The organism is Mycobacterium sp. (genome assembly GCF_035499775.1).
Classification (GTDB): domain Bacteria; phylum Actinomycetota; class Actinomycetes; order Mycobacteriales; family Mycobacteriaceae; genus Mycobacterium.
This window is the reverse complement of the sequence record NZ_DATJYB010000475.1, coordinates 1-13,306: the sequence shown is the minus strand read 5'-3', so window position 1 is coordinate 13,306 and position 13,306 is coordinate 1. Positions and strand designations below refer to the sequence as shown.

The window sequence follows — 13,306 nt, the reverse complement described above, 5'->3', positions numbered from 1 at the left end:
TCGGGTTTTCTGCAGCGCACGTTCGGCGGTCACGTGGCGGGCCAGTCGCTGGTGTCGGCGGTGCGCACCGTCGACCCGCGCTACCAGGTCCACTCGCTGCACGGCTACTTCCTGCGGCCCGGAGATGCCCAGGAACGCACGGTGTTTCTGGTCGAGCGCACCCGCGATGGCGGATCGTTTGCCACCAGGCGGGTCAACGCCGTCCAGCACGGCGAAGTCATTTTCGGGATGGCGGCGTCGTTTCAGACCCACCAGGACGGCATCACCCACCAGGACGCCATGCCGGCCGCCCCACCGCCCGACGGCCTGCCCGGGCTGCAGTCGGTCCGGGTGTTCGACGACGCCGGATTCAAGCAGTTCGAGGAATGGGACGTCCGGATCGTGCCACAGGATCAGCTGCAGCATCTGCCGGGCAAAGCCTCCCAGCAGCAGGTGTGGTTTCGCCACCGCGACCCGCTGCCCGACGACCAGGTGCTGCACATTTGCGCGCTGGCCTACATGAGCGACCTCACGCTGTTGGGATCGGCGCAGGTCACGCACCTGCAGGAGCGCCCGCACCTGCAGGTGGCGTCGCTGGACCACGCCATGTGGTTCATGCGGCCCTTCCGCGCCGACGAGTGGCTGCTCTACGACCAGTCCTCGCCGTCGGCCGGCGGTGGTCGCGCGCTCACCCAGGGCAAGATCTTCACCCGGCGCGGTGAGTTGGTCGCGGCGGTCATGCAGGAGGGGCTGACCCGCTACAAGCGCGATTACCAGCCCGACCCGAAGTGAACGCGCCCAGGGTCGGCGTCCTGGCGCTGCAGGGCGACACCCGCGAGCACCTCGCCGCGCTACGCGAATGCGGAGCCGACGCGATGACGGTGCGGCGCCGCAGCGAGCTGGACGCGGTGGACGCGCTGGTCATTCCGGGCGGGGAATCAACCACCATGAGCCACCTGCTGGTCGACGTCGGCCTGCTGGAGCCGTTGCGGGCGCGGCTGGCCGACGGGCTTCCGGCCTACGGCTCGTGCGCCGGGATGATCCTGCTGGCCAGCGAGATCCTGGATGCCGGGGCCAACGGCCGTGAGGCGCTGCCACTGGGCGCGATCGATATGACTGTGCGGCGCAACGCTTTTGGGCGCCAAGTGGACTCGTTCGAGGGCGATGTCGCGTTCGCGGGCCTGGACGACCCGGTCCGGGCGGTGTTCATCCGCGCGCCCTGGGTCGAGCGGGCCGGCGACGGTGTACAGGTGCTGGCCCGGGCCGGCGGCCACATCGTCGCGGTCCGCCAGGGCCAGATGCTGGCGACGGCGTTTCACCCGGAGATGACCGGCGATCGTCGAATCCACCGGTTGTTCGTCGATATGGTCACAGGCCGGAGCTAGCGCTGTGACGCCTGGGGATTGTGGGTCGGACGGGGAGCGGTCGGCCAACCGGTGGGCGGCGGCCACGTAGACTCGTCTAGCCAAGAAATACGTAGGAAACGAGATAGGACGACATGAGCGGCCATTCCAAGTGGGCCACCACTAAGCACCAGAAGGCCGTCAAAGACGCGCGGCGTGGCAAGGAGTTCGCGCGGCTGATCAAGAACATCGAGGTCGCCGCCCGTACCGGCGGTGGTGACCCGGCGGGCAATCCGACGCTCTACGACGCCATCCAGAAGGCGAAGAAGACCTCGGTGCCCAACGACAACATCGAGCGCGCCCGCAAGCGGGGTGCCGGTGAGGAAGCCGGTGGCGCGGACTGGCAGACCATCACCTACGAGGGCTACGCACCCAACGGTGTCGCGGTGCTGATCGAGTGCCTGACCGACAATCGCAACCGTGCGGCCAGCGAGGTCCGGGTCGCGATGACGCGCAACGGCGGCGCCATGGCCGACCCGGGGTCGGTGGCCTACCTCTTCTCCCGCAAGGGCGTCGTCACCCTGGAGAAGAACGGCCTGACCGAGGACGACGTGCTGATGGCCGTGCTGGACGCCGGTGCCGAGGACGTCAACGACCTGGGCGACAGCTTCGAGGTCATCTCCGAACCCGGCGACCTCGTGGCGGTACGGACCGCGTTGGTGGACGCCGGCATCGACTACGACTCAGCCGAGGCGAGCTTTCAGCCGTCGGTGAGCGTGCCCGTCGACATCGACGGCGCCCGCAAGGTGTTCAAGCTCGTCGACGCGCTGGAGGACAGCGACGACGTGCAGAACGTCTACACCAACGTCGACCTGTCCGACGAGGTGCTGGCCGCGCTCGACGAAGAGTGAGTGCCTACTCGTATCCGTGCCGCATGTCCTCGACGATGCGCAGGTTGTCCAGTGTCGAGGGCTCTAACGGCCGCGGCCGGATGTCGTCGGAGAACACGGTCGCGGCGTCCAGCACCCGCTGGTTGAGGTAGCGCAGCGACGGGGAACCGCCCGGCACGGTAGGGGTGGGAGCGGTGCCGCCGTGTCGCGCCAGCGAGAATCCCCAGTCACCGAACGTCGGCACGTGGACGTGATACGGCGTGACCGCGTACCCGGCGGACCGGATCGTCGAGACCGTGCGCCAGAACGCCGTCGGCGTCGAAAACGGGCTGCCGGCCTGCACGACCACCAGTCCGTCGGGTGCCAGCGCGTGCGCGACCAGCGTGTAGAACTCGGCTGAATACAGCCGGCCCAGCACCGGTGTGTCGGGGTCGGGAAGATCGACGATGACCGCGCCGAAGCCGCCCGGTGGGCGCAGTTCGGGGTGGGGGACCCGCAGCCAGCTCATCGCGTCGTCGACCACGACGTGCACCCGCGGGTTGTCCAGCGCGCCGCCGTTGGCGTCGTGCAGCGTGGTGCGGGCGATTTCGATGACGGCGGGATCGAGCTCCACCTGCACGATCTGCTGAATATCGTTCTGGTGCAACAGCTCTCGGGCCGCTAAACCGTCGCCGCCACCCAGCACCAGCACCGAGCGTGCGCCGTTGCCCAGCGCCGGGTAGACCAGGCTTTCGGTGTAGCGGTATTCGTCGCGGGTGGAGAACTGCAGGCCACCGTCCAGGTAGAGCCGCGTGTCGTTGCCGCGCCGGGTCACCACGATTTCCTGGTAGGCGCTGTGCCGGTAGGCGACGATCGGGTCGGCGTAGAGCCGTTGCCGGCTGGTGGTCTCGATATCGTGGGCTCGCACCAGCAGTGTGACCAGCACCGCGAGCGCGGCGGCCAACGCGCACAGCGCCGTCGCCAGCTGCCGGGCGCCAACGACGCGGCGCAACAGGAAGATCGACACGATCCCCGCCGCCACCAGGTTGACGATGCCGGTGACCGCCGCACCGCGGATCATCCCCAGCTGCGGCAGCAGGACGAACGGCCAGGTGAGCCCGCCGATAAGCGCGCCGAGGTAGTCGGCCGCGTTGAGGTCGGCCAGCGTGCGGCCGGTATCGGTTGCCCTGGCGGTGCGTCCCCGCTGCAGCAGCGTCATCAGCAGCGGCACCTCGGCGCCGACCAGCCCGCCGACCAATGCCGTGCTCACGGCCAGCACCCACGTCGACCCGTCCAGGAACGCGAACGCGACGTACAGCGCGGTCGCGGACAGGCCGCCGATGATGCCGAGCAGTGCCTCGACGGCGATGAAGGTGATGGCCGCCCGCCCCAGCAGCGGTTTGACCAGCAACGCGCCGGCGCCCAGCGCGGCGATGTAGCCGGCCACGATCAGTGAGGTGGCGACAATGGTGCCGCCGTTCAGGCTGGAAGACAGGGTCAGCAGCGCGAGTTCGTAGATGATGCCGCAGGCCGCGCACGCCGCCACCGCCGCCAGCAGCACCGCCCGCCACCACCGCGACGGCTCGGTGGACCGGGCCGGCTGGGTCGTTGGGGCGGCTGAATCCCGCTGCTCGTCAGTCGATGTCATGTCGCGCGCATCAGTCCTACTTGGTCCCGCCGGGGCCGCCCGGGCGGCCTCCCGAGCCGTGCGCCGGCGACCCGGGCGTGAACCCGGGCCCCAGGAAGACGAACGCTCCGTGGCTGTAGCCCGCATTCAGGTTTTCCAGGCGGATGCTGCACGGGTACTTACCGTCGGGGCCCACGATCACGATGTTGTTGGCGTAGCGCAGGTAGTGGTTTTTGCCGCTGACGGCGTCTGCTTCGGGCTCCAGATAGTCGTCGAGCGTGTCGGCGACCTGCGCGGGAGATCCGTTGCAGGCGTAGCGGGTTCCGTTCGCGTCGCGCGAGTACTCGTGATAGTGCGACGCAATGTAGGAAGCGATGTTCTTCTGCAGCAACATGATTCCGAAAATCAGTGACGCGGTGGCGGCGGCGGCCAGCCCGCCGGCAACCAAAAACAGCCGGTTGCGGCTCATGGGCGCCAGTGACTCGCCGTGTGCACGACGGTGCCGCCGGAGCCAGAGCCGAAGGGATACAAGTGCCACGTCTGCCAGCGCCAGCCGCTGCCGTCGGGCTCGGCGGCCAGCGCGGTGAGCGCTGCGTCATCGCCGGGGAACATCCCGCCGAGCCAGCCGGTTTCGGTCGCGCAATGGTCGCGGAGTCCGGCGGCCAGCCGCCGGAGCGTCGCCTCGTCGTGCGTATCGGTACGGGCTTGCAGGGAATAGCCGGGCGCGTCGGTGTGCTCGGGCAGGCCGCCGCCGCCGCTCACGGTGCAGGAAACCTGCTCGGAGAAAAGGCATTCCGGGTGCCCGACCATGACGACATGCGATGCGCCGAGGACTCCGAGCAACAGCGCACTGCCGTTGGGGTGGTCCAGTCGACAGCTGGCCAGTGGCCGCGGCGCGGGCGCGTTGAGTGCCAGCCGGAGCCTCGTCCCGGACACGTCCGCCGGAAGCACGGCGAGCTGATGTAGCGGCACTGGCGGTCCTCGAATTCAGCCAGCCGACGGCGGGGGCGCGGGGTAGACCGTCAGCTCACCGGTCAGCACGGACTTGCCGGTCGATACCTCCCACGGCATCCCGGGCGCCCAGCGCTCGAACGACAACAGCTCCGTCTCGCCGGCGTCGGCATAGTCGACGAAGTCCATCTCACCGCCGGCCGGCAGGCCCGTGGTGCCTTCGGTGGTGTAGCCCGCGCGACCGCGCTCGGACTCGCGGAACGTCACCCCGTCGACCACGTGATCGCCGCGGGGCTGCAAGGTGCCGAGGTCCTTTCGGGTCACCCACATCGCCAGCTCGAGGCGCCCGTCGTCGTCCTCGACACTCAGCCAGATCGGCTTCTCGCCACCCTCGATCAGGTGCTCCCACCACACGAACGGGCCTTGACGATAGGTGACCGACCCGCGGACCACATAATCGACGCCGCCATAGCTGACGATGGCGCCCGGGCCCAGCTGCCGCGGCCCGAATTGCGGCATCGCGTTGAAGGAGAGCGGATCCTGGCGCCCGTCGCGCGCGGCTGGTCGCCTGGGCCGCCGAAACGCCACCACCAGCACGGCGACGGCCGCGATGAACAGCACCGCGGCGAGCACGACCAGCACTGTTCCCACGCGGATCCTTCCGTAGTGGGGTTAAAGCTAACAGCAAAGTGCAGGCCCGGACCGCGTGTCCTGCTCGCGGCTGTCGGTGCCGGCCGCTAGGGTATCGAACAGCTGTTCGTACTACTTAGTGGGGAGCGTGCGATGCGCGTGATGGGCGTCGATCCCGGGCTGACGCGGTGCGGGCTATCCGTCGTCGAGAGTGGGCGCGGTCGTCACGTCGTCGCGCTGGATGTCGATGTGGTCCGCACGCCGTCGGACGCGCCGCTGTCCAGGCGGCTGTTGAGCATCAGCGATGCCGTCGAACACTGGCTGGACACCCATCATCCCGACGTGCTGGCCATTGAACGGGTGTTCTCCCAGCACAATGTGTCCACGGTGATGGGTACCGCCCAAGCCGGCGGCGTGATCGCGCTCGCGGCGGCCAAACGCGACATCGACGTGCACTTCCACACCCCCAGCGAGGTCAAGGCCGCGGTCACCGGCAACGGCGCTGCCGACAAGGCCCAGGTCACCGCGATGGTCACCAAAATCCTTGCGTTGCAAGCCAAACCGGCCCCAGCCGACGCGGCGGACGCGCTGGCCCTGGCGATCTGCCACTGCTGGAGGGCGCCGATGATCGCCCGGATGGCCGCAGCCGAAGCGCTGGCCGCACAGCACCGGCACGCCTACCTGAGCAAGCTGAAGGCCGCCCGATGATCGCCTCGGTGCGCGGCGAGGTGCTCGAGGTGGCGCTCGACCACGTGGTGATCGAGGCCGGCGGTGTGGGCTACCGGGTGAACGCGACGCCGTCGACGCTGGCGACGCTGCGGCAGGGGACCGAGGCTCGGCTGATCACCGCGATGATCGTGCGCGAGGACTCCCAGACGCTGTACGGGTTCTGCGACAACGAGACCCGCGACCTGTTCCTGACGCTGCTGTCGGTCACGGGCGTCGGGCCGCGGCTGGCGATGGCGACGCTGTCCGTGCACGACGCCGCCGCGCTGCGGCGGGCGCTGGCCGACGGCGACGTCGCCGCGCTGACCCGGGTGCCCGGGATCGGCAAACGCGGCGCCGAACGCATGGTGGTGGAACTGCGCGACAAGATGGGCGTCTTCGCGGTTGTGGGAGCCCCCCTGGTGAACGGCAACGCGGTGCGCAGCCCGGTGGTGGAGGCACTGGTCGGGCTGGGTTTTGCGGCCAAGCAAGCCGAGGACGCCACCGACAAGGTGCTGGCCGCCGATCACGGTGCCACCACGTCGACCGCGCTGCGCGCGGCCCTGTCGCTGCTGGGTAAGGCCCGATGAGCGACGACGTTGCTGAGCGTGAAGTATCTCCGGCACTGACCGTCGGGGAAGGGGACATCGACGGCAGCCTGCGGCCCCGGTCGCTGCGGGAGTTCATCGGCCAGCCGCGGGTGCGCGAGCAGTTGCAGCTGGTCATCGAGGGGGCCAAGAACCGCGGCGGCACACCGGATCACATCCTGCTGTCCGGCCCGCCGGGGTTGGGCAAGACGTCGCTGGCCATGATCATCGCCGCCGAGCTCGGTTCCTCGCTGCGGGTGACGTCCGGGCCCGCGCTGGAACGCGCCGGCGACCTGGCCGCGATGCTGTCCAACCTGATCGAGCACGACGTGCTGTTCATCGACGAGATTCACCGCATTGCCCGGCCCGCCGAGGAGATGCTCTACCTGGCGATGGAGGACTTCCGCGTCGACGTGATCGTCGGCAAAGGCCCTGGGGCGACGTCGATTCCGCTGGAGGTCGCACCATTCACCCTGGTCGGCGCCACCACCCGGTCCGGCGCACTGACCGGCCCGCTGCGCGACCGGTTCGGCTTCACCGCGCACATGGATTTCTACGAGCCGGCCGAATTGGAACGGGTGCTGGCCCGCTCCGCCGGAATTCTGGGCATCGAGCTGGGCGTCGAGGCCGGCGCGGAGATCGCCCGGCGCTCCCGCGGAACACCGCGGATCGCCAACCGGCTGCTGCGCCGGGTGCGTGACTTCGCCGAGGTGCGCGCCGACGGCGTGATCACCCGTGACGTCGCCAAGTCCGCGCTGGCGGTCTACGACGTCGACGAGCTCGGCCTGGACCGGCTGGACCGGGCGGTGCTGTCGGCGCTGACCCGCAATTTCGGCGGCGGCCCGGTCGGGGTTTCGACGCTGGCAGTGGCGGTCGGGGAGGAGGCCGCGACCGTCGAGGAGGTGTGCGAGCCGTTTCTGGTCCGGGCCGGTATGGTCGCCCGTACCCCTCGTGGCCGGGTGGCCACCGCGCAGGCGTGGACCCACCTGGGCATGATTCCGCCGGCCGGGGTCACACGGCTCGGTCAGCCGGGGCTGTTCGAGTAGTCACAAGAGGAGTAGCCATGCTGATCGCCGGGTTGGTATTCGCCGGACTGGCCGCGCTCGTGCACGTGTACATCTGGACGATGGAGTCGCTGACGTGGACGTCGCCGCGCACTCGTGCCACGTTCGGCACCACCCCCGAGGAAGCCGAGACCACCAAGCTGCTCGCGCTCAACCAAGGCTTCTACAACTTGTTTCTGGCGATCGTGACCGGCATCGGCATTGCCGCGGTTGCCATGGGGGACAAGGCGGTTGGGGCCGCGCTCATTTTCGCCGGCGTCGGATCCATGGCATTGGCGGCGGTCGTGCTGCTGCTCTCGGCGCGGGACAAGGCCCGGGCCGCGTTTGTGCAGGGGCTGTTTCCGGCGATCGCCATCGTGCTGGTCGCATCCGCCCTGGTAACATAACACTTTGTCACATTAGCCACTTCAGTCTCTTCAGCACCGACAGCCGCATCCGAAGGCGCGTTTCAGGTGCTCCTCACCGCTTTGACTCGGCCCTGTTCGGGTACCCACTCAAGTATCGAATGAGGAGATGTCATGAAACATGGTGAAACAAACCGTCCGGGTCGGCTGCGCATGCCACGCTCCCGAGGCGCGGTGACCGGATTTATCTTGATTGTTTTGGGTGCCTGGGGCGCGCTGATTCCATTCATCGGTCCGCTCTTCCACTTTGCCTACACGCCCGACCAGGCATGGACGTGGACGGCGGCCCGGGGCTGGCTCGAAGTGTTACCTGGAGCCATCGCCATAGCGGGTGGCGTGCTGCTGATCATCTCCAAGAATCGCGCGAACGCGATGCTCGGCGGCTGGTTGGCTACCCTTGCCGGTGCCTGGTTCGTCGTCGGCGGTGCATTCGCCCCGATGTTGCACCTCGGGTCCGTCGGCGATCCGGTCGCATTCACCGACCGCAAGCGGGCGGTGCTCGAGATCGCGTACTTCTCCGGGCTCGGTGCGCTGATGGTCTTCCTGGGCGGCGTCGTCCTGGCGCGCTTGGCCGTTCGACTGGCACGCGACGTGCGTCCCGTCGAGGCCGTCAAGCCCGCCCCGGCTGTGCCGGCCGGCGAACCGAATTACTCGGGCTTGGAAGAGCCGGCGCGCGAGCCGTCAACGGATGCGGTCACCACGCCGCGGGTCGAAACCGAGCCGCATCACAAGATCAAGATGGGCTTCCGGCGCCACCGCGAAAAGGCGATGGCTGGGCGGTCGGACCCGCAGACCTAGCGCGGGCTGGTCACCTCCCGCTTGGCGGGGGAACGCAAACGCACCTGCAGCACGCATGGCGTCGGGTGCTTTTGCGCCTGGTGGGCCTTACAACAATCCGAGCAAGCGGAGGTCGCTGACGTACTTGGCGACGATCGGCGCCGAGATGTGCGGAATGTCCTTGTCCGGACCGATTTTCGCCTCCTGCACAGCCGCGCGGAACCTGTCGGTGGGCGCGATCGACCCGCGCACCGGCGTTGACGGCTTCTGGTAGTTGTGCAGCAGCGGCAGCAACGAGGCGTGGCGCTGCTTCTCGGGCAGGGCGCGCAGCGAAGTCTCGAACCGCTGCAACCACTGGCCGTAGTCCGCGATCCGCTGGATCGCGTTGCCGTCTTCGATCAGCCAGTCGACGAACTCGTCGAAACCGATGCCGTCGTCGTAGGGGTTCATCACGTGGTAGGTCTGGAACCCTTCCCCGCCCTGCGCGCCCAGCACCGAAATAGCCTCGGCGACGAACTCGACCGGCAGACCGTCGTAGTGCGCGCGCGGGCGGTTGCCGTCGGCGTCGTAGAAGGAACCAGGCGCGACGCCGGTGGCGACCAGGCTCAGCATCATTCGGGTGAACATGTCCGGCACGTTGAGCTGACCCGCCCAGGTGGTGTCGGCCAGGATCATGTCGCAGCGGAACACCGCCACCGGCAGGCCGCACAGGTCGTGGGCCTCGCGCAGCAGCACCTCGCCGGCCCACTTGCTGTTCGCATAGCCGTTGGCGTAGCTCTCGTCGACCTTGCGGTCGGCGCTGATCACCCGGATGTCCCCGTCCTCGTCGTACTGCGCCGACGGGATCTGGTCACCGACGGCGATCGTCGAGGTGTAGGTGAAGGGCTTCTGCTTGCTGGTGAGCGCCAAGCGGATCAGCTCGGCGGTGCCCAGCGCGTTGGGGCCGAACAGCTGGCTGTAGGGCAGCACGTGGTTGACCAGGGCGGCGGGGTCGACGATCACATCGACCGTGTCGGCCAGCCGCTGCCAGGTGACCCGGTCCAGGCCGAGGTCGGCTTCGCCCTTGTCGCCGGCGAGCACCTCGAGGTGGTCGGCGGCCAACTGCTGGTAGTGCGCCAGCAGCTTCGGGTCGCCGCTCTCGAAGGTCTTGTCCAGCCGGGCCCGCGCCTCCGCCTCTGACTTGGCCCGCACCAGGCAGATGACCTTGCCGTCGACCAGGGACATCCGCTCCAGCCATTCCAGCGCCAGGTAGCGGCCCAGGAAGCCGGTGGCGCCGGTCAGCAGGACGGTGCGCACGTGGGCGCCGGCAGCGGGCAGGTTCGGGGCCTCGGCCAGCGTCTTGGCGTCGATGAACTTGTCCAGCGTGAGGTCACTGGCGTGCACCTCGACGGCGTCCCGTCCGTGCACCGAGGCAAAGGTCGGCCGCTTGGAACCAGGCTGGCGCTCGGCCTCGATGTAGTCGGCCAGGTCCTGCAGGTTGCTGGCCGGGCTGACGATGACACCCACCGGCACGTCGACGTCGAAGATCTCGTGCAGCAGGTTGGCGAAGGACAGCGCCGACAGGGAGTCGCCACCCAGGTCGGTGAAGTGGGCGTCGGGCCGCAGGTCGGCGGCCTCGGCGCCCAGCAGCGCACCCACCGCGCGCAGCAGCGTCTGCAGCACCGGCGCGTCGGCGCCACTTTGGCGCAGTGCGCGCAGCTCGTCGGCCTGGTTGTGGGCGAGGTCGGTGTAGAGCTGCTCCAGACGGTCGCCGTAGTGCTGCTTCAGCTGCGGCCGGGCCAGCTTGCGGATGCCGGTGAGCATGCCGTTCTCCAGCGTCCACGGCGTGGTCTCGACGATGAAGTCGCGCGGAATCTCGTAGGCCTGCAGTCCGGCCGCCCTCGCGACCTCCTGCAGCGACTCGCCGAGCGCCCGCTTCAGCGCGGAAGCTTCGGTGAAGCGCGCCAGCACTTCGGCGGTGGGGACGACGACCGCAAGCAGATACGCGCGGGCGCTGTTGCCGTAGACGAAGATCTGGCCGACCACTGGGCTGTTGCCGAACACCGCCTCCAGCTTGGACACGGTGACGAACTCGCCCTGGGACAGCTTCAGCACGTTGTTGCGCCGGTCGAGGTAGACGAACTGCTCCGGGCCCACTTCGGCCATCACGTCGCCGGTGCGGTAGAAGCCGTCCTCGTCGAACACGCCGGCGGTGGTCTCCGGGCGCTTGTAGTAGCCGGGGAACAGGCTTTGCGTCTTGACCAGCAACTCGCCGCGGGGATGCGGCTGGTCGGTCAGGAAGTAGCCCAGGTCGGGCACGTCGACCAGCTTGTAGTCGATCACCGTGGGCCGCCGGATGTGGCCGTCGACAAGCACCGTGCCGGCCTCGGTGGAGCCGTAGCCCTCGAACATATGGAAGCCGAGCAAGGATTCGACCCACGCCTTCATCTCGGCCGAGATCGGCGCCGATCCGGTCAGCGCAGCGACGAACCGGCCACCGAGCAGGTCCTCGCGCAGCTCGGCCATGACCTGCGTTTCCACCGTCTCGCGGTCGGCGTCGGCGGAGGAGCGCCGGTCCACCTCGCTCTGGAACTGCTCGAACAGCATGTCCCAGACGCGCGGCACGAAGTTCAGCTCGGTGGGACGTACCAGCGCGAGGTCCTCGAACAGCGTCGAGAGGTCGCTCTTGGCCACGAAGTAGGCGGTGCCGCCGTTGCACAGCGTCCCGAACAGCACCTGACGGCCCATGACGTGGCTCATCGGCATGAAGTTGAGGGTGATCGATGGCTCGCCGTCGGTCTGGAACCAGGCGTTGTGCTTGCGCCAGAAGTTCGTCACCCGGCTCGCGGGGTATGTGGCGCCCTTGGGTGCGCCGGTGCTGCCGGAGGTGTAGATCAGCAGCGACAGTGCGTCACCGGACTGCTCGGCGACGGGCGGCCGGGCCTTGCCGCGCTCGAGCACGTCGGCGAGGGTCTCGACGATCACCGTCGTGTCGGCGAGGCGCGCGCGGGCGGCGGCGAGTGCTTCGCGGTGCGCGTCGACCTCGGGGTGGTAGTCGAACGCTACCAACCGCGCCGGCGCGTGACCGGTGAGCACCAACTCGACAGCGTCGGCGAGGTTGTCGATGCTCGCGGCGATCAGCGCCGGCTCGGTCTCTGTGACGATGGGCCGCAGTTGGGCGGCCGCCGCGCTGGTCTGCAGCGGCACCGATACCGCGCCCAGCAGGGTCAATGCGATGTCAATGGTGGTGTAGTCGACGCTGGTGAACCCGAGCACGCAGACCCGGTCGCCGGGCTGGACATCGGTGCTCAACGCGGCGGCGAAGGCGTTGGTGCGGTCCCACAATTCGCCGTAAGTGATGGTCTCGAAGCCCGGCAGCAACTCCATCGTGGTGCGCCCGCCGTCCGCGACGAACGACACCGCGCGCTGGCCGACCGCCGGCCGGTCGGCGTAACCCTCCATGACGATGCGGATGATCTGGTGCAGTCCCAGCCCGGGCTGCGCGAGTGCCTGGGTGACGGCGTTACTGGGCCTGGCTGCGGCGAACTGTGAGTCGGTGGCGTAGAGGTCCTCGATGCGGGTGGTGGTTGACATAGCAGTTCCCCTTGTGTGGCTGGGAGGGTAGTCATGCGGCGCGACATTGCGCTGACAAATAGAACGTTAGCAAAAGTAACTAAATATCTGTGTGACGGCCGCCACTTACGCGGTGTGAGATGGCTTACGGCTGCTCGTTACAACAGGCCGAGCAGGCGCAGATCGCTGACGTACTTGGCGATGATCGGCGCCGAGATGTGCGGAATGTCTTTGTCCGGACCCACTTTCGCGTCCTGGACCGCCGCACGGAACCGGTCGGTCGGGGCCATTGACCCGTTGATCGGCTTCTCCGGCTTCTGGTAGTTGTGCAGCAGCGGCAGCAGCGAACTGTTGCGCTGCTTCTCGGGCAGGCCACGCAGGGTGGTCTCGAACCGTTGCAGCCATTCGCCGTAGTCGGCGATCCGCTGAATCGCATTGCCGTCTTCGATGAGCCAGTCGACGAACTCGTCCATCCCGATGCCGTCGTCGTACGGGTTCATCACGTGATAGGTCTGGAATCCGTCGTCGGTCCGGGCGCCCAGCACCGAAATGGCCTCGGCGATGAACTCGACCGGCAGACCGTCGTAGTGGGCACGCTGCCGGCTGCCCTCGGCGTCCAGCTCGTAGAACGAGGCGGGCGCGATCCCGGTGGCGACCAGGCTCAGCATCATCCGGGTGAACATGTCGGGGACGTTGAGCTGACCCGCCCAGGTGGTGTCGGCCAGGATCATGTCGCAGCGGAACACCGCCACCGGCAGGCCGCACAGGTCGTGGGCCTCGCGCAGCAGCACCTCGCCGGCCCACTTGCTGTTGCCGTA

14 protein-coding genes are annotated in these 13,306 nt (G+C 68.4%); 8 read left to right on the top strand and 6 right to left on the bottom strand.

Annotation, left to right across the window (positions count from 1 at the left end; genetic code table 11):
- From tesB to VML93_RS29440, 3 genes are all read left to right on the top strand, one after another.
- Positions 1–771: acyl-CoA thioesterase II (gene tesB / locus VML93_RS29450; RefSeq protein ID WP_325615929.1), on the top strand; the 771-nt coding region annotated here is incomplete at its 5' end.
- A complete protein-coding gene (pdxT, locus tag VML93_RS29445) occupies positions 768–1,364 on the top strand; it encodes a pyridoxal 5'-phosphate synthase glutaminase subunit PdxT (RefSeq protein ID WP_325615927.1) in 597 nt (198 codons plus the stop codon). The genes tesB and pdxT, both read left to right, overlap by 4 nt.
- A gap of 113 nt (positions 1,365–1,477) precedes the next feature.
- Positions 1,478–2,233, top strand: a complete 756-nt coding sequence (locus VML93_RS29440) for a YebC/PmpR family DNA-binding transcriptional regulator (protein WP_325615925.1) — start codon at positions 1,478–1,480, stop codon at positions 2,231–2,233.
- Between the two features lie 4 nt (positions 2,234–2,237).
- On the opposite strand, the gene VML93_RS29435 is transcribed toward VML93_RS29440, so the two are convergent.
- Genes VML93_RS29435 through VML93_RS29420 form a run of 4 tightly spaced genes read right to left on the bottom strand, consistent with a single transcriptional unit; the run spans position 2,238 to position 5,420 of the window.
- Positions 2,238–3,839 (bottom strand): polyamine aminopropyltransferase, encoded by a 1,602-nt coding sequence (locus VML93_RS29435; RefSeq protein WP_325615923.1) that lies wholly within the window; start codon positions 3,837–3,839, stop codon positions 2,238–2,240.
- Positions 3,840–3,855: 16 nt separating this feature from the next.
- Entirely contained in the window at positions 3,856–4,287 is a 432-nt protein-coding gene (locus tag VML93_RS29430) for a DUF4247 domain-containing protein (RefSeq protein ID WP_325615922.1), read from the bottom strand.
- Positions 4,284–4,790: a DUF2617 family protein gene (locus VML93_RS29425; protein WP_325615920.1), complete on the bottom strand. Its 507-nt coding sequence runs from the start codon at positions 4,788–4,790 to the stop codon at positions 4,284–4,286. Before VML93_RS29425 ends, VML93_RS29430 begins: the two co-directional genes overlap by 4 nt.
- A gap of 15 nt (positions 4,791–4,805) precedes the next feature.
- On the bottom strand, positions 4,806–5,420 hold the full coding sequence (locus tag VML93_RS29420) for a DUF4178 domain-containing protein (protein WP_325615918.1): 615 nt from the start codon (positions 5,418–5,420) through the stop codon (positions 4,806–4,808).
- Positions 5,421–5,552: 132 nt separating this feature from the next.
- Between VML93_RS29420 and ruvC the strand changes: the two genes are divergently transcribed.
- From ruvC to VML93_RS29395, 5 genes are all read left to right on the top strand, one after another.
- Positions 5,553–6,107 (top strand): crossover junction endodeoxyribonuclease RuvC, encoded by a 555-nt coding sequence (ruvC, locus tag VML93_RS29415; RefSeq protein WP_325615916.1) that lies wholly within the window; start codon positions 5,553–5,555, stop codon positions 6,105–6,107.
- Entirely contained in the window at positions 6,104–6,694 is a 591-nt protein-coding gene (gene ruvA / locus VML93_RS29410; protein WP_325615914.1) for a Holliday junction branch migration protein RuvA, read from the top strand. Before ruvC ends, ruvA begins: the two co-directional genes overlap by 4 nt.
- A complete protein-coding gene (gene ruvB, locus VML93_RS29405; protein ID WP_325615912.1) occupies positions 6,691–7,737 on the top strand; it encodes a Holliday junction branch migration DNA helicase RuvB in 1,047 nt (348 codons plus the stop codon). The genes ruvA and ruvB overlap by 4 nt, the downstream gene beginning before the upstream one ends.
- A 17-nt stretch (positions 7,738–7,754) precedes the next feature.
- Positions 7,755–8,141: a DUF1304 domain-containing protein gene (locus VML93_RS29400; protein WP_325615910.1), complete on the top strand. Its 387-nt coding sequence runs from the start codon at positions 7,755–7,757 to the stop codon at positions 8,139–8,141.
- A gap of 132 nt (positions 8,142–8,273) precedes the next feature.
- Positions 8,274–8,957: a hypothetical protein gene (locus tag VML93_RS29395; RefSeq protein WP_325615908.1), complete on the top strand. Its 684-nt coding sequence runs from the start codon at positions 8,274–8,276 to the stop codon at positions 8,955–8,957.
- Positions 8,958–9,044: 87 nt separating this feature from the next.
- On the opposite strand, the gene car is transcribed toward VML93_RS29395, so the two are convergent.
- Together car and VML93_RS29385 are read right to left on the bottom strand one after the other, a co-directional pair.
- Complete coding sequence (car, locus tag VML93_RS29390; protein WP_325615906.1) at positions 9,045–12,509, bottom strand: carboxylic acid reductase; 3,465 nt, start codon at positions 12,507–12,509, stop codon at positions 9,045–9,047.
- Between the two features lie 137 nt (positions 12,510–12,646).
- On the bottom strand, positions 12,647–13,306 hold a 660-nt coding region (locus tag VML93_RS29385), incomplete at its 5' end, for an SDR family oxidoreductase (protein ID WP_325615904.1).